Below are 17,496 nucleotides of genomic sequence, written 5' to 3' on the forward strand. Positions count from 1 at the left end.
TGCAGCACCTACCACCCCCGAGAAGCTTTCCTGCAATGTAAGGAAGAGGTCTGAGCCGGTGAGTTTCCTGACTTTGCCACCCGAGATCAATTCAGCGCGGATTCTTGCCGGCGCCGGGTCGGCGCCGTTGCTGAGTGTGGCGGCGGGCTGGTCTGGGTTGGCTGCCGAGTTGGGTTCGGCGTCATCGTTTTTCGAGTCGGTGACGTCGGGACTCGTTGATGGGTACTGGCAGGGTCCGGCGTCGGTGGCGATGAGGTCGGCGGCGACGCCGTATGCGGCGTGGTTGAGTGCGGCGGGTGCGGCGGCCGAGCAGGCGGCCTCGCAGGCTCGGACCGTGGTGTCGGTCTATGAGGCGGCGCGGTCGATGATCGTGCATCCGGCGGTCATCTCGGGCAACCGGAATTCGTTCGTGTCGTTGGTGTTGTCGAACATCTTTGGTCAGAATGCGCCGGCGATCGCGGCGGCGGAGGCTGTGTACGAGGAGTTCTGGGCTCAGGACATCGCGGCGATGTTGAGCTATCACGGTGGGGCTTCGGCGGCGGCGGCGGCGCTGACACCGTTCACCAAGTTGCCGTTGGGTCAGTTGGCCGGTGCGGGGGGCTTTGTCAACGCCGCGGCGAAGGAGCTTGCCGCCCTGGGCAGCACTTTCAACAAGGGCGGCGCCAAGGCCGCGCTGGGTGCAGTGAATGTGAGGCTGGGCGGCCTGCTGGGTGGCTTCAACCTCAGCGGGTTGCTGAGCAGTCTGCGTGTGGGTACCGGGAACCTGGCCAACCTGAACCTGCACAGCCTGGGTTTGGGTGATGCCGGCACCGGCGCGGCGGCAGCCGGGCGCTGGGGGGGCTACGGTCGTCACTTCTCGCCCGGCTCCTGGGGTCATTTCGGCGGCTCGAACGTTCAGTCGCTGGTGTCGGGTCTGTCCGGTGGCGGCCTGAGCAGCGTGCTGAGTAGCGGAGCGTTGAGCGCTGCGCTGAGCGGCGGCAGTCTCACCAATCTGTTGAGCAGTCCCGTCGTCGGCAGCTTGTTGAGCAGTCCGACGGTGAGCAGTTTGTTGAGCAGCCCCACGGTGAGCAGCCTGCTGAGCGGTGTGCATTTGACCAACGGGAGCAGCTTGAGCAATCTGCTGACTCAGTTGGGTGTGGGTACGGGTGGGCCGGGTGCGGCGGCGGCGTTGTCGACTCCGTGGGGCAATTTCTCGTTGAACCAGATCACCAATTACGTGAACTCTCACGGTGGTTTGCAGGCCGTGTTGACCAACTTGTCGAATTCGTCGGCGTTTACCGCGTGGGTGGATTCGGGTGCGTTGGCCGGCCAGTTGAGCAGCTCTGGGGTGACCACTCTGCTGAGCAGCCCTGCTGTGACCAATCTGTTGAGTAGCCCGGCGGTGGGTGCGGTGTTGAGCAGCCCGTTGGTGAGCGCTGTGTTGAGCAGTCCGTCGGTGGGCAGTGTGTTGAGCAGTCCGGCGTTGAGTGGGTTGTTGAGCAACCCGACGGTCAGTGGGCTGCTCAGTGGTGTGCACCTGAGCAACGGCAGCAGCCTGGGTAGCTTGTTGGCGCAGTGGGGTGTGGGTACGGGCGGGGCGGGTGCGGCCGCGTCGACGTTGTCGACGCCGTGGGGCAACTTCTCGTTGAATCAGATCACCAGTTACGTCAACTCCCACGGTGGCCTGCAGAGTGTGCTGACCAGCTTGTCGAGTTCGCCGGCGTTTAACGCCTGGGTGAGTTCGGAGGCGTTCGTCAGCCAGTTCAGCACTCCGGCGGTGAGTGATCTGTTGAGCGCCCCGGCGGTGAGCACGTTGTTGAGCAGCCCGGCGGTGAGCGCCGTGTTGAGCAGTCCGGCGGTCAGCACGCTGCTGAGTAGTCCGTCGGTGAGCAGCCTGCTGAGCTCGGGGCATCTGGGTGGCCTGTTGAGCAGCCCGGCGATTAGTAGCGTGCTGAGCGGGACGGGTTTGTCGGCCAAGCTGAACAGTCTGCTGAGCATTAACCACGGCACGGCCGAAGCGCTGGCCGCCGATGTCTTCGGCAATACCGGTACCGGCAATATCGGGTTCGGTAATACCGGGGATAACAACGTCGGGTTCTTCAACACCGGTAACGGCAACGTCGGGATCGGCAACTCCGGTGTTGATCTGCGCGGCATTTTGAATGAAGGGGTGGGTAACTCCGGGTTGTTCAATACCGGCAGTTACAACACCGGTATCGGTAACTCCGGCACCGCCAACACCGGTCTGTTCAATCCGGGCAATTTCAATACCGGTATCGGTAACCGGGGCAGTTACAACACCGGAAGCTTCAACGAGGGCAGTTTCAACAGCGGTGACTTCAATGGTGGTGACACCAATACCGGCTGGTTCAATACCGGCGACCTCAACACCGGTATCGGTAACTCCGGGGACATCAATACCGGGATCGGCAACTCGGGCAACATGAACGTCGGGATGTTCGTGCGCGGCGACGCCCAGGGCCTGACCGGGTTTTCCTACTCGGTGCGCATCGACCAGATTCCCGTGGACTTCGGTTTGCGAGTGCCGATCAACATGACGCTGTCCGGTGGCACATTCGACATCACCACGCAGCCGTACACCATCGGGGCGATCAATGTGGGCACGCTGAGCTCCGTAACGGACTCGTCCAGGATCGGTCCCATCAACGTTCCGTCCATCACGGTCAGCGGACCACGGCTGAATCTCGTCATCGGCGGTCCGGGATACACGTTGTTCGGCGGCATCGTCGGCACCGTCGGCCCGATCGATATTCCGATCTCGCTCCCGGTGGGCCTGGGCTTCGGCAACACGACGGCGACCCCGTCGTCGGGGTTCTTCAACAGCGGCTCGGGCGGTTCCTCGGGCTTCTTCAACACCGGCGCGGGCAGTTCCGGGTGGCAGAACATGGGACTGGGTGCCTCGGGTGTGGGCAATGTGGGCGACCTGACGTCGGGCATGCGCAACCTGGGCAACAGCATCTCGGGCTGGTTCAACGCGAGCTCGTTGCAGGCGTCGCAGGCCGCGGTCATCTCTGGCTTCGGCAATGTCGGCAGCGAGGTTTCCGGGTTCTTCCACAACGCGGTGACCGACTTCACCACCGTGAGCATCGGGTTGGGCAACCAGGGTGGCTTGAACGTGGGTGGGGGCAACATCGGGGAGTTGAACTTCGGCCTGGGCAATGTGGGCGGCTTCAACTTCGGTGGCGGCAATCTCGGGGACTACAACTTCGGGTTCGGTGACCTGGGTAGCAACAACTTCGGGTTCGGCAACCTGGGCGATGGCAACATCGGCTTCGGCAACTCCGGCAGCGGCAACGTCGGCTTCGGTAACACCGGCAACGGCAACATCGGTTTCGGTAACTGGGGTAACGGCAACAGCGGCGTGGCTAACTGGGGTGACAACAACTCCGGTATCGGGTTGCTCGGCAGCGGCAACGTCGGCTTCGGCGGCTTGAACGCCGGTAGCGGCAACGTCGGTCTGTTCAACTCCGGAAACAACAACGTCGGCTTCTTCAACTCCGGCACCGGTAACACCGGTATCGGCAACGCCGGTGACTACAACACCGGCATCGGTAACACCAGCATCGGCAACACCGGTATCGGCAACACCGGCAGCTACAACACCGGCTTCGGCAACACCGGCAGCAACAACACGGGAAGTTTCAACGCCGGCAGCTTCAACACCGGTGACGCCAACCCCGGCGATCGGAACACCGGAAGCTTCAACGGCGGCAGCATCAACACCGGCTTCGCCAACTCGGGCGACCTCAACACCGGTTTGTTCAACACCGGCAGCAGGAACGTCGGGTCCTTCCAGCTGGCCGACGGCCAGCAGGGTACGACCATCGCGATCGATTTCCCGGCGATTCCGATCGACCTGGTGGCGGGTACCAACTCGGTGATCCCGATCACCGGCCAGATCGACCCGATCACCGTCTACGTCCCTCAGTTCGGCATCCCCATCAACATGGGGGTTCAATTCCTGATCACCATCAATTTCACCGGAGTCCAACAAGGCCCGGCGTTGCCCCCCATCGTCATCAACCCGATCGTCCTGAAAGACCTCGTGGTCGGGGCGAACGTACAGGTACCCATCGACATGACGATCCTTGGCCGCCTCAACCTCTCGCTGCCGTGGCAGCCCGGTGTCGGGAATTCCTCGGTGTCGTCCGGGTTCTTCAACGGGAATTCCAGCGGCACTTCAGGTTTCTTCAACTCCAGCGATCTGAGTTCGGGCTTCGCCAACGCCAACGGGGCGCTGACCTCGGGCTGGTACAACTCCGGTTCGCTGCTGTCGGGCTTCCAGAACCTGGGCGAGGCCATCTCGGGCTTCGCCAACACCAGCACAGTCAACGGCGCGGCGTTCATGTCCGGCGTCGGCAACATCGGCAGCCAAGTCTCCGGCTTCTGGAACGACCAGATCAGTGCGCTGCAGGCGACGCTGGCGGACTGGGTGGCCGGCTGATGACGTGCCTCCCCGCCCCGGACAGCCGAGCGTTGTTCTGCAGCACCTACTACCCCAGAAAAACTTTCCTGCAATGTAAGGAAGAGGTCTGAGCCGGTGAGCTTTCTGACTTTGCCACCCGAGATCAATTCAGCGCGGATTCTTGCCGGCGCCGGGTCGGCGCCGTTGCTGAGTGTGGCGGCGGGCTGGTCTGGGTTGGCTGCCGAGTTGGGTTCGGCGTCATCGTTTTTCGAGTCGGTGACGTCGGGACTCGTTGATGGGTACTGGCAGGGTCCGGCGTCGGTGGCGATGAGGTCGGCGGCGACGCCGTATGCGGCGTGGTTGAGTGCGGCGGGTGCGGCGGCCGAGCAGGCGGCCTCGCAGGCTCGGACCGTGGTCTCGGTCTATGAGGCGGCGCGGTCGATGATCGTGCATCCGGCGGTCATCTCGGGCAACCGCAATTCGTTCGTGTCGCTGGTGTTGTCGAACATCTTCGGACAGAACGCGCCGGCGATCGCGGCGGCGGAGGCTGTCTACGAGGAGTTCTGGGCTCAGGACATCGCCGCGATGTTGAGCTATCACGGCGGGGCTTCGGCGGCGGCGGCGGCGCTGACACCGTTCACCAAGTTGCCGTTGGGTCAGTTGGCCGGTGCGGGCGGTGTGCTCAGTGCGGCGGTCTCGCAGCTGTCCGGTTTGGCCAGCGCCGGTGGTGGCAACGTCAAGGCCGTCCTGGCGGGTCTGAGTTCGGGGAATCTGGGTGGGCTGAAGCTGGGCAGCCTGCTGGGTGGTTTGAACCTGGGCGGTGTGCTGGGTGGTTTGCGTCTGGCTACCGGGAACTTCGTCAACCTGAACCTGCACAACCTGAGTGGTTTCGGCACCGGGGCTACGGCGGCCGCCGGGCACTGGGGTCGTCACAGCTTCGGCTCGTGGGGTCACTTCGGCGGCTCGAACGTGCAGTCGCTGGTGACGGGTCTGCCGACCGGTGGCCTGGGTAGCGTTTTGAGTAGCGGCGTCTTGAGCAGCGTGATCGGCACTGGCGGCCTGAGCGGCTTGTTGAGCAGTCCGGTGGTGAGCGGCTTGCCGAGCAGCCCGCCGGTGAGCAGCTTGTTGAGCGGTAGGAGCTTGAGCAGCCTGCTGAGTAGCAAGTCGGTGAGCAGTCTGTTGTCCAGCCTGAACCTGAGCACTGGCGACGTGAGTGTTGCGCTGACCCAGTTGGGTGTGGGTACGGGTGGGCCGGGTGCGGCGGCGGCGTTGTCGACTCCGTGGGGCAATTTCTCGTTGAACCAGATCACCAATTACGTGAACTCTCACGGTGGTTTGCAGGCCGTGTTGACCAACTTGTCGAACTCGTCGGCGTTTACCGCGTGGGTGGATTCGGGTGCGTTGGCCAGCCAGTTGAGCAGCTCTGGGGTGACCACTCTGCTGAGCAGCCCTGCGGTGAGTGCGGTGTTGAGCAGCCCGGCGGTGGGTGCGGTGTTGAGCAGCCCGTTGGTGAGCGCTGTGTTGAGCAGTCCGTCGGTGGGCAGTGTGTTGAGTAGTCCGGCGTTGAGTGGGTTGTTGAGCAACCCGACGGTCAGTGGGCTGCTCAGTGGTGTGCACCTGAGCAACGGCAGCAGCCTGGGTAGCTTGTTGGCGCAGTGGGGTGTGGGTACGGGCGGGGCGGGTGCGGCCGCGTCGACGTTGTCGACGCCGTGGGGCAACTTCTCGTTGAATCAGATCACCAGTTACGTCAACTCCCACGGTGGCCTGCAGAGTGTGCTGACCAGCTTGTCGAGTTCGCCGGCGTTTAACGCCTGGGTGAGTTCGGAGGCGTTCGTCAGCCAGTTCAGCACTCCGGCGGTGAGTGATCTGTTGAGCGCCCCGGCGGTGAGCACGTTGTTGAGCAGCCCGGCGGTGAGCGCCGTGTTGAGCAGTCCGGCGGTCAGCACGCTGCTGAGTAGTCCGTCGGTGAGCAGCCTGCTGAGCTCGGGGCATCTGGGTGGCCTGTTGAGCAGCCCGGCGATTAGTAGCGTGCTGAGCGGGACGGGTTTGTCGGCCAAGCTGAACAGTCTGCTGAGCATTAACCACGGCACGGCCGAAGCGCTGGCCGCCGATGTCTTCGGCAATACCGGTACCGGCAATATCGGGTTCGGTAATACCGGGGATAACAACGTCGGGTTCTTCAACACCGGTAACGGCAACGTCGGGATCGGCAACTCCGGTGTTGATCTGCGCGGCATTTTGAATGAAGGGGTGGGTAACTCCGGGTTGTTCAATACCGGCAGTTACAACACCGGTATCGGTAACTCCGGCACCGCCAACACCGGTCTGTTCAATCCGGGCAATTTCAATACCGGTATCGGTAACCGGGGCAGTTACAACACCGGAAGCTTCAACGAGGGCAGTTTCAACAGCGGTGACTTCAATGGTGGTGACACCAATACCGGCTGGTTCAATACCGGCGACCTCAACACCGGTATCGGTAACTCCGGGGACATCAATACCGGGATCGGCAACTCGGGCAACATGAACGTCGGGATGTTCGTGCGCGGCGACGCCCAGGGCCTGACCGGGTTTTCCTACTCGGTGCGCATCGACCAGATTCCCGTGGACTTCGGCATGCGGGTCCCGTTGAATCTGACGGTGTCCGGTGGCACATTCGACATCACCACGCAGCCGTTCACCGTCCCCCAGTTCCCTACCACTATCAGCGGCGGCGGCATCAACGGCACCTTCGGTCCCATCAACGTTCCGGTTATCACGGTCAGCGGGCCACAGCTCAGCTTGGTCATCGGCGGCCCGGGATACACGCTGTTCGGCGGCATCACCGGCACTGTCGGCCCGATCGACATAGCGTTCTCGCTCCCGGTGGGCCCGGGCGTCGGCAACACGACGGCGACCCCGTCGTCGGGGTTCTTCAACAGCGGCTCGGGCGGTTCCTCGGGGTTCTTCAACACCGGTGCGGGCAGTTCGGGGTGGCAGAACATGGGACTGGGTGCCTCGGGTGTGGGCAACGTGGGCGACCTGACGTCGGGCATGCGCAACCTGGGCAACAGCATCTCGGGCTGGTTCAACGCGAGCTCGTTGCAGGCGTCGCAGGCCGCGGTCATCTCTGGCTTCGGCAACGTCGGCAGCGAGGTCTCCGGGTTCTTCCACAACGCGGTGACCGACTTCACCACCGTGAGCATCGGGTTGGGCAACCAGGGTGGCCTGAACGTGGGTGGGGGCAACGTCGGGGAGTTGAACTTCGGCCTGGGCAATGTGGGCGGCTCCAACTTCGGTGGCGGCAATCTCGGGGACTACAACTTCGGGTTCGGTGACCTGGGTAGCAACAACTTCGGGTTCGGCAACCTGGGCGATGGCAACATCGGTTTCGGCAACTCCGGCAGCGGCAACATCGGCTTCGGTAACACCGGCAACGGCAACATCGGTTTCGGTAACTGGGGTAACGGCAACAGCGGCCTGGCTAACTGGGGGGACAACAACTCCGGTATCGGGTTGCTCGGCAGCGGCAACGTCGGCTTCGGCGGCTTGAACGCCGGTAGCGGCAACATCGGTCTGTTCAACTCCGGAAACAACAACGTCGGCTTCTTCAACTCCGGCACCGGCAACACCGGTATCGGCAACGCCGGTGACTACAACACCGGCATCGGTAACACCAGCATCGGCAACACCGGTATCGGCAACACCGGCAGCTACAACACCGGCTTCGGCAACACCGGCAGCAACAACACGGGAAGCTTCAACGCCGGCAGCTTCAACACCGGTGACGCCAACCCCGGCGATCGGAACACCGGAAGCTTCAACGGCGGCAGCATCAACACCGGCTTCGCCAACTCGGGTGACCTCAACACCGGTTCCTTCAACACCGGCAGCAGGAACGTCGGCTCCTTCCAGCTGGCCGACGGCCAGCAGGGTACGACCATCCCGATCAAACTCCCGGCGATTCCGATCGACCTGGTGGCAGGTGCCAACGTGGCGATCCCGGTCACCGGCTTCATCCACCCGATCACCATCCAGCCGATCCCAACGTTCGGCATCCCGCTCAACGTGAACGTAACCGTTCTTTTCACCATCAATGTCAGTGGAACCCTGCAGTCCCCGGCGATATCCCCCATCGTCGTCAACCCGATCGTTTTCAATGACCTCATGGTCGGGGCGAACCTCCTCATCCCCTTCAACATGAACCTCCTCGGCCAGTTCGACCTCTCCTTGCCGGCGATGCTCGGTGTCGGGAACTCCTCGGTGTCGTCGGGTTACTTCAACGGGAATTCCAGCGGCACTTCCGGTTTCTTCAACTCCAGCGATCTGAGTTCGGGCTTCGCCAACGCCAACGGGGCGCTGACCTCGGGCTGGTACAACTCCGGTTCGCTGCTGTCGGGCTTCCAGAACCTGGGCGACGCCATCTCGGGCTTCGCCAACACCAGCACAGTCAACGGTGCGGCGTTCATGTCCGGCGTCGGCAACATCGGCAGCCAGGTCTCCGGCTTCTGGAACGGCCAGATGAGTGTGCTGCAGCAGGCGCTGGCGGCCCTCTCACCGCTGCAGGCCAGTCTCGTCACCACCACCACGTAGCGGCGTAGGAGAGTGGCGAAGAGCCGCGTGACAGACTGGATTCATGGCTGCGCTGTCGGCGGTGGTGTTCACGCTGAGCGGGTGGCTGGGGCTGTATCTGCTGGCCCGCGACCCGCGCAAGCCGGTGCTCGTGCTGGCTTCGATCGGGCTTTGCGGCTTCGCGTCGGTGGTGGCCCTGGACGCGGTGCGCAACACCAGCGCGACGCACGCCGCGCTGCTCAGTCAGCTCGAGGTCTACCTGGTGGCCGTGCCCGGGGTGGCGTGGTTCGCGGTGCTGCTCGAACTGGCCAGGCCAACCGACGGCGCCCGGGGACGAACCGGTGAGGTGCTACTGGTCGGCGGCGTCGCTGCGGCGGCGGTCCTGGCGGCCACGGCGGCCGGGAACGTCAATGGCCCGCTGAGGCTGGGCCATTGGCTGATGTCCGCGGTCATCTCGGTCTCCACGCTGGGGGCGATGGCCCGCAACGTGCTGCGGCCGGTCCGGCCGGCGCCGGTCACCGGAGCTGTCGTCGTCGCGACGCTGTTTTTCGCGCTGGCGAACGCCATCCTGATCATCCCGCTGGGACTGGTGCCGAGTTGGCTCGCGCTGGCGTCGACAGGCTTCGATGTGCTGCTCCTCGGGGTGGCGGTGGCTCTGTGGGACGCCTTCGACGAGGGACAGGCGTTACGGGCCGGCATGCTGCGTTCCTTTGTCGGCTGCTCGGCCGTGTCGCTGCTGTTCGGTGGTCAGGCACTGACCGGACTGGCACTGACCCGCGCCGACCCGACCGCGCAGACCGCGATGACCGTGCTGCTGTTCACCAGCCTGGCGGTCGCGATCACGGTGCAGGTACTCGCGGACCCCCTGGCCGGGATCCTGGACCGGTTGGCCTTCTTCCGGTCGCCCGAGTTGCGGGCTGACCGGGCGGCGCTGCGCGGCGCGGGCGCGGCGCTGCCGCTGCGGTCGGAGGACCCCCTGGTCGACGTGGACGACGACACGTTCGTCCGGCTCACCCGACGGGCGCTGGGCCATTACGGGGACCTGACCAAGCTGGTTGCCAGCCCGCTGACGGCGCTGCCGGTGATCGACGAGCGCCTTGCCGCCCGCGGCGCACCGGATCATCCCGTGGAGCGCGCCAACGAACTCAAGGCGGTGCTCGCCGACGGCATCAGCCGGCTCAAGCCGCGAGACGGCGACTTCGGCACGACCGAGGAATGGCGCTACTACAACTCGCTGTACTTCCCCTACGTGGTCGGCGTGCGCGCCTACGCTCAGAACGCCACCGCCGCGGGGTTGGACCCGACGGCACGGCAGGCTTGGCAGTGGCTGGTTACCGAGGTACCCCAACGCTCACTGCACAATTGGCAGAACGCGGCGGCGCGGTTGATCGCCGCCGACCTACGAGGCCGGGTCACTGTTCCCAGCGACTGATCCGTCGCGCGCCTCTCACCCACCAGCAGACGGAGAATGCCTGTGCCTGACAAACTGCCGCCCGCCCGCGTCGTTCGGGCGCTCGAAGTGGTCCGCGACCGCCTGGCCCGACTGCACCAGCGGATGGTGCCGGCGCCGGCGGCGATGTTGGAGATCATTCTGGACGCCTGGGCAGCTCAGGCGGTTGCAGCCGCGGCCGAACTCGGCATTGCCGACGCTCTTGCCGGCGGGCCATTGACCGCCGACGAGCTGGCGGCGGCCGTCGGCGCCGACGCCGACGCACTCAGCCGGTTGCTTCGGGCTCTGATCGGACGCGGCGTCTTCCGCAGGCGCCGCGACGGTCGCTACGAATTGAACCCGCTGGCAGAGGCGTTGCGCAGCGACGCCGAAGTGTCATTGGCCGGCATGGCCCGGTTCGTGGGCGCTCCGCAGCAGCGTGAGCACTGGAGTGCACTGGCCGACGCCGTCCGCAGCGGCCGATCCGTTGTCCCCGGCCTGCGGGGCAAGCCGTTCTTCGAGTACCTGGCCGGCGAACCGGAGCTCGCCCAGATCTTCAACCAGGCCATGACCGGCACGTCCGACCTCTCGATCGCGCCGCTGGTCGCGGCCTACGACTTCAGCGTCTTCTCGACCATCGTCGACGTCGGCGGCGGCCACGGCCGGCTGCTGGCCGCGATCCTGAACACGGTGCCCCACGCGCACGGAATCCTGTTCGACCAACCCCAGGTGGTCGCCGGGGCGCCGGCCGAACTCCGCGAACATCATGTCGAAGACCGGGTACGCATCGTCGAGGGCTCCTTCTTCGATGACGACCTGCCCGGCGGCGGCGACGCGTATGTGCTGAAGAACATAATCCACGACTGGCCCGACGACGACGCGGTCCGCATCCTCACCAAGGTGCGCCAGGCGGCCGCGCCGGGCAGCCATGTTCTGCTTCTGGAGCAGGTTATCGCCGACAACGAGCGCGACGTCCCGGCCAAGTGGATCGACCTGGAAATGTTGGTGATGGTCGATGGCCGTGAGCGAACCGAGTCCGAGTACGGCCGGTTGTTGCAGCGCGCCGGCTTTCGGATGACACGAGTGGTGCAGACGGCGTCGCCCTTCGGCATCGTGGAGGCCCGGGCCGTCTGAGCGGCAGCCGGTGGACCAGAAAACGTCCTGGTCATTGGGTGCATGGCAGTAATTGGCAGTGCCGTGCGTCGATCTGGCAGTGCATAACCGGCACGGTCGAGTGTGTTCGACCCGAACCGACGCCCACAAGCCAGAGGAGACCCGAACATGACCGCAATTTCCGGGGTGGAGCACCGCCCGTTATCCGACTCCAACGACTCGCTGCTCCGATTCGCGATGCGGGCCGACGCCACCTTGACCGGACTGATGGGTCTGGCCGTCGCCGTGGCGGCCGATCCGGTTTCGCGGCTGACCGGGCTGACGTCCGGTCAGGAATACAGCATGGGCGCCTTCTTCGTCCTCTACGGACTGGCGGTGTTCAGCCTGGCCGCGCTGCCGAACCTGCGTCGCGCCGGGATCGGCGTCGTCGCGGCGAATCTGGTGTACACGGTCGCGGCGATCGTCGCCGCGGAGCTGGTGCCGATGACGTCGATCGGGGTGGCCGCGACCCTGGCCAGCGGCGTCTACACGCTGGCCTTCGCCGGCCTGCAGTACCTGGGAGTGCGCCGCCTGGCGGCCTGACTCCCCTTCCCGCCGAGCGGGGTTGCCATCGCCTGAGCGTTGCGGTGCGCGGCCCCGCTCGGCCTGTCGCGGCACCTGTGCACTGTGCACGCCGCCGCCGACAGGGTCTGTGCACTCTGCCCGATGTCAGCACGGTATCGAAGGGGTCAGGCTGGCAAGACTCAAAGTCGATGGGGCAGTGGTTCATTGGCCGTCCTCGTCTGGCCTGTGCCGGCCCCGTCGTCGTGACCCGATGGAGGACAGTGATGACATTCTTGGTTGCCGCACCGGATGTGGTGGCGCACGCCGCCGGGCAGTTGGCGAATGTCGGTTCGATGCTGAGCGAGGCCAGCAGTGCCGCCGCCGGCCCCACGACTGCCCTGGCAGCGGCCGGCGCCGACGAGATTTCGGCGGCGATAGCCGAGCTGTTCTCGGCGCACGCCCAGACCTACCAGGCGGTCAATGCCCAGGCAGCTCTGTTCCACCAGCAGTTCGTACAGTCAATCACGGGTGCCGGCGCGTCATACGCGGCCGCGGAAGCGTTGAACGCGTCGCCCCTACAGGCCATCGAGCAGGGCGTGCTGGGTGTCGTCAACGCCCCTACCCAACTGCTCTTGGGTCGCCCTCTGATCGGTGACGGCGCCAACGCAACCACCCCGGGCGGTGCGGGAGGGGCCGGCGGCCTGCTGTGGGGGAACGGTGGTAACGGTGCCGCGGGGGCGGCGGGCACCGGACAGGCGGGCGGGGCGGGCGGCGCCGCGGGATTGATCGGTAACGGCGGCGCCGGCGGGGCCGGTGGATCGGGCAACACCGGCACGGTCGGCGGTATCGGCGGCGCGGGCGGCGCCGGAGGTGCCGGAGGCTGGCTTTACGGCAATGGCGGCAGCGGCGGCATCGGCGGAGGCGGCGGTCTCGGCGCCACCCAGAGCGGCAACGGCGGAGCCGGCGGATTCGGTGGTGCAGCCGGGTTGTGGGGCACCGGCGGCGCAGGCGGGGCCGGCGGTGCCGGAGTGAACGGTCACAACGGTGTCAACCCCGGTCCCATCTTTGGTGCCCCGGCCGGCACCGGAAGCCCCGGTAGCCCAGGTCAGCCCTCGAACGTCGTCCTGAACCCATTGAGCACCGGAGGAACCGGCGGCAACGGCATCGATGGCACCGTGCCGGGGCAAGGTGGCGGCACGGGTGGTATCGGTGGCGCCGGCGGCGTCGGCGCGGGTGGCGCACCAGGCGGCACCGGCGGCCTGGGCGGGGACGGCGGTGACGGCGGCTTGGGCGCGACCGGTGGTGCGGGCGGTGCGGGCGGCGCCGGTGCCATCGGGACCAATGGCGGAGGCGGGGGCAGCGGCGGCACGGGCGGCACCGGCGGGGCGGGCGCGGCGGGTGGCGCCGGCGGCAACGGGGGTGCCGGCAACCAAACCGGCGGGATCGGCGGCAAAGGCGGTACCGGCGGCAACGGCGGTGACGGAGGCACCGGCGGCATCGGCGCGGCGGGTGGTAACGGTGGCACCGGCGGTGCGGGCGGCAGCCATGCAAACGACGGCGTCGGCCAGCTCACCACCCAGGGTGGCAACGGTGGCAATGGAGGGGACGGAGGTACCGGTGGCACCGGCGCCTCGGGCACCAGCGGCTCCGGCGGTGGCGCCGGGGGTAGCGGGGGCCGTGGTGGGTGGTTGTTCGGCAATGGTGGCAACGGCGGCGGTGGCGGCATCGGCGGGTTCGGTGGGAACGGTGACGTCGGTGGCCACGGCGGCAACGGCGGCAACGGCGGAGCCCTGGGAACCGGATCTACCACGAACGGCATCGCAGGCGCGGGTGGTGACGCCGGCGACGGTGGTCGGGGCGGCGACGCCGGCAACGGAGGCAACGGCGGCGCCGGCGGCAACGCCGGAGCCGGCGGGCTGTTCGGCTCAGCGGGTATCGGCGGCCTCGGTGGCGCCGGGGGCGTCCACGGGACTGCCGGCAACGGCGGCAGTGCGGGTCTGGCCGGCTCGGGCAGCACGCCCGGCAATGCTGGGCAGTCGCTGGGCCCCGGATCTAGTGGCACCAGCGGAACCGACGGAGCCAACGGCCGGTAGCGGCTGCTGCGCGCTCTGTCTACCACGACGTCATATTTCTGGGCCGCGGTGACAAGTACTTCAATGAGCCCGGGCTGTTCGACGCGCAGCGTATCCAGCTGATGACTGCGCACTTCGGCGAAATTGAATCCAAAGCCCGCAAAAAATGAGCCGGCGGCCGGCTGCGGGGGCTCTGTTTTCGGCGAGTGTGGCGTATAGGCCGCGGTGGTCGAATATCCGCGCTCCCTGGCCGACGATGCTCGCGGCACGTCGCCGTGTGTTGGGGCCGGGACTCTGGTCCAGTAGCACCGGCTGGATTCCGGCGAGACCGAGTTCGCGGGCGAGCATCGGGCGATTCGGCGCACCACCGGCGATCACCACATCAGCCACGTTGCGGACTTACCGGACTACCGAAGTACGAAGGATCGGCGAAGCCGGGCCTGGCGGCGTGTTCGGCTCAGCGTGTTCAGGCACCACTCCTGCCAACCCCGTAATTTCACTGTGCAAAATGCACAAGTCGCGGCCAAGGCTTGTGCATTTTGCCTATGCGATCAAAAGAGTTCTCCGTGTTCATTGGTAGAAGCGTTCAATTCCACAACGACCTCACCGCGAAGCGTCCATAATTCGAATGATTTTCGCGCGCCGGCCGACGAATAGCGATAGGACAAGCGATGTCATTCTTGGTTACCGCCCCGGAATTCCTGGCCCAGGCAGCGTCGGACATTGCGGGAATCGGCTCCACGCTGAGCGAGGCCGCGGCGGCGGCCGCCGCCCCGACCACCGCGGTCGCCGCAGCGGGCGCTGATGAGATATCGGCCGCGATAGCGGCACTGTTCTCCGGGCATGCGCAGACCTACCAGGCGCTCAACGCTCAGGCTGCGGCTTTTCACCAGCAGTTCGTCCAGACCATGACAGGAACCGGCGGGGCGTACGCCGCCGCCGAGGCGCTTAACGCGGCTCAGAGTCTGCCGCAGGACGTGCTCGGCGTGATCAACGCGCCCACGATGGCGCTGTTCAATCGGCCGTTGATCGGAGACGGCGCCAACGGTGGACCCGGGATGCGCGGTGGTGACGGCGGGATTCTCTACGGAAACGGCGGCGCCGGCGGAACCGGCGGATCCAACCAGGCCGGCGGAGCCGGGGGGAATGCCGGACTGATCGGAAACGGCGGAGCCGGTGGTAACGGCGGTGTCAATACCTCGGCCGGCGTCGGTCGAAACGGCGGCGCCGGCGGCAGTGGCGGCTGGCTGTTCGGCAACGGCGGCGCCGGCGGGAACGGATCAGCGGGCTTCTCCAATACCGGGACCGGCGGGTTGGGCGGCGCCGGCGGTAGCGCCGGATTGTGGGGGAGCGGCGGCTTCGGCGGCACCGGCGGAGGCGGCGGCACCGGCGCGGCATCCGGTGCCGGGGCGGGCGGCGCCGGCGGTAACGGCGGCTGGCTGTACGGGCCCGGCGGGGCGGGCGGTACCGGCGGAGCGGCCGGCGCTGGCGGACTCGGTGGCATCGGTGGTGCGGGCGGCAACGGCGGACTAATCGGGGACGGCGGTGCCGGTGGACTGGGCGGCGCCGGCAGGATCGGCACCAACGGGGGCGCGGGTGGCCACGGCGGCAACGGCGGACTGCTCTACGGCAACGGCGGAGCCGGCGGTAACGGCGTCGCGGCACAGTTCAGCGGTGGCACCGACGGTGGCGACGGCGGCAACGCCGGGCTCTTCGGCAGTGCCGGGGCCGGTGGGGCGGGCGGTGACGGCGACAACCTGGCCGCTGGTCGCGGCGGTAATGGAGGTGCCGCGATCTTCGGCGACGGTGGCAACGGTGGGTCCGGCGGGAGCATGATCGGCGCGATCAACGCGAACCAGGCGCTGGCCGGTGGTAATGGCGGCAACGGCGGCGTCTCCCGGCTGTGGGGTAACGGCGGTAGCGGCGGCAATGCCGGCGCGGGCGAGACATCGAACACCGGTGGCGTCGGTGGCCACGGCGGGAACGGCGCGAACGCTGGGCTGCTGTTCGGCAACGGTGGAACCGGCGGGGCTGGTGGAACCGGTGGCAACGCCAACTTCGGCACCGGTGTCAGTGCCGGTGGTGGCGGCAACGGCGGCATCGGCGGGGTCGCCGGACTGTTCTACGGCAATGGCGGCGCCGGTGGCGGCGGCGGCACCGGCGGCAACTTCGTCGGCGGCACGGCCGGTGACGGCGGTGACGGCGGCGCCGGCGGCAACGCGAGGTTGATCGGCAACGGTGGTGCCGGCGGGGCAGGTGGACCGACCGGAGCCTTCACCAACCCGGGTAAAGCAGGCGTCGGGGCCGGCGGCGGTCTTGCGGGCATTCTGTTCGGTCAGCCGGGCGCCCACGGCTGACCCGACGCTACAGCTTGCGCAGCCTCAGCCGGTTGATGGAGTGATCGGCGTCCTTGCGTAGCACCAGGGTGGCCCGGGGCCGCGTCGGCAGGATGTTCTCGACCAGGTTGGGCCGGTTGATGGACCGCCAGATTTCCTTCGCGGCGACGACGGCCTGCGGGTCGGACAGGGCCGAGTAGTGGTGGAAGTGCGACTCCGGGTTGGCGAACGAGGTGCTGCGCATCGCCAGAAATCGCGACACATACCACTGCTCGATGTCCTCTATCCGGGCGTCGACGTACAGGGAGAAGTCGAACAGGTCCGACACCATCAGCGTCGGACCGGTTTGCAGGACGTTCAGTCCCTCCAGGATCAGGATGTCCGGATGCCGGACCACGTGCTTGGCGCCGGGGATGATGTCGTAGCGCAGGTGTGAATACACCGGCGCGCAGGCGTAGTCGGATCCGGACTTCACCGAGGTGACGAACCGCATCAGCGCCCGGCGGTTGTAGCTCTCCGGAAAACCCTTGCGGTGCATCAGGTTTCGCCGTTCCAGCTCCGCGTTGGGGTAGAGGAACCCGTCGGTGGTCACCAGGTCCACCCGGGGATGGTGATCCCAGCGGGCCAGCAGCGCCTGCAGCACGCGCGCCGTGGTCGATTTGCCGACGGCGACGCTGCCCGCGACGCCGATGATGAATGGCACCGGCCGGTCCGGGTTTTGCTGTGGCTCGCCGAGGAATTCCGCGGTGGCGGCGAACAGGCGCTGACGGGCGGCTACCTGGAGGTGAATGAGCCGGGCCAGCGGCAGGTAGACCTCTTCGACCTCGAGCAGGTCGATCTGCTCGCCGAGGCCGCGCAGTCCGACCAGTTCCTCTTCGGTGAGAGCCAGCGGTGTGGCCATGCGGAGCGCGCGCCATTGCCGTCGGTCGAACTCGACATAGGGGCTCGGCTCGCTCGGCCGCGGCATGGTGCCAGTCTTCCAGCAACGACGGCGGCACTGACGGTGGGGCCGGTCAAAACGCGACTCAGCTGCGAGACAAGGGTCTC

9 protein-coding genes are annotated in these 17,496 nt (G+C 66.6%); 7 read left to right on the plus strand and 2 right to left on the minus strand.

Translation table 11 applies throughout. The annotated features are described in order from the left end of the window. The first annotated feature begins 58 nt into the window (after positions 1–58). The 6 genes from ACNQS7_RS26570 (at position 59) to ACNQS7_RS26595 (ending at position 14,134) form a co-directional block, all read left to right on the plus strand. The gene (locus tag ACNQS7_RS26570) at positions 59–4,444 is read left to right on the plus strand and encodes a PPE family protein (protein ID WP_418014885.1); all 4,386 of its coding nucleotides are present in this window, start codon (positions 59–61) and stop codon (positions 4,442–4,444) included. A 96-nt stretch (positions 4,445–4,540) separates the two neighbouring features. Further along, positions 4,541–8,977, plus strand: coding sequence for a PPE family protein (locus ACNQS7_RS26575; protein WP_418014886.1), 4,437 nt, complete (start codon positions 4,541–4,543; stop codon positions 8,975–8,977). A 43-nt stretch (positions 8,978–9,020) separates the two neighbouring features. Next, a complete protein-coding gene (locus ACNQS7_RS26580) occupies positions 9,021–10,388 on the plus strand; it encodes a hypothetical protein (protein WP_418014887.1) in 1,368 nt (455 codons plus the stop codon). Between the two features lie 36 nt (positions 10,389–10,424). Beyond that, complete coding sequence (locus ACNQS7_RS26585) at positions 10,425–11,519, plus strand: methyltransferase (protein ID WP_418014888.1); 1,095 nt, start codon at positions 10,425–10,427, stop codon at positions 11,517–11,519. A gap of 147 nt (positions 11,520–11,666) precedes the next feature. After that, positions 11,667–12,080 (plus strand): hypothetical protein, encoded by a 414-nt coding sequence (locus ACNQS7_RS26590; RefSeq protein ID WP_418014889.1) that lies wholly within the window; start codon positions 11,667–11,669, stop codon positions 12,078–12,080. Positions 12,081–12,325: 245 nt separating this feature from the next. Next, the gene (locus ACNQS7_RS26595; protein ID WP_418014890.1) at positions 12,326–14,134 is read left to right on the plus strand and encodes a PE family protein; all 1,809 of its coding nucleotides are present in this window, start codon (positions 12,326–12,328) and stop codon (positions 14,132–14,134) included. A gap of 60 nt (positions 14,135–14,194) precedes the next feature. Here ACNQS7_RS26595 and ACNQS7_RS26600 read toward each other — a convergent pair whose 3' ends face one another. Further along, on the minus strand, positions 14,195–14,503 hold the full coding sequence (locus ACNQS7_RS26600; protein WP_418014891.1) for an FAD-dependent monooxygenase: 309 nt from the start codon (positions 14,501–14,503) through the stop codon (positions 14,195–14,197). 281 nt (positions 14,504–14,784) lie between these two features. Between ACNQS7_RS26600 and ACNQS7_RS26605 the strand changes: the two genes are divergently transcribed. Beyond that, complete coding sequence (locus tag ACNQS7_RS26605; protein WP_418014892.1) at positions 14,785–16,470, plus strand: PE family protein; 1,686 nt, start codon at positions 14,785–14,787, stop codon at positions 16,468–16,470. A gap of 7 nt (positions 16,471–16,477) precedes the next feature. Here ACNQS7_RS26605 and coaA read toward each other — a convergent pair whose 3' ends face one another. After that, positions 16,478–17,416, minus strand: coding sequence for a type I pantothenate kinase (coaA, locus tag ACNQS7_RS26610; RefSeq protein ID WP_055581273.1), 939 nt, complete (start codon positions 17,414–17,416; stop codon positions 16,478–16,480). Positions 17,417–17,496 lie beyond the last annotated feature (80 nt).

This window comes from Mycobacterium sp. 23 (assembly GCF_048287075.1).
Taxonomy (GTDB): Bacteria; Actinomycetota; Actinomycetes; order Mycobacteriales; family Mycobacteriaceae; genus Mycobacterium; species Mycobacterium gordonae_B.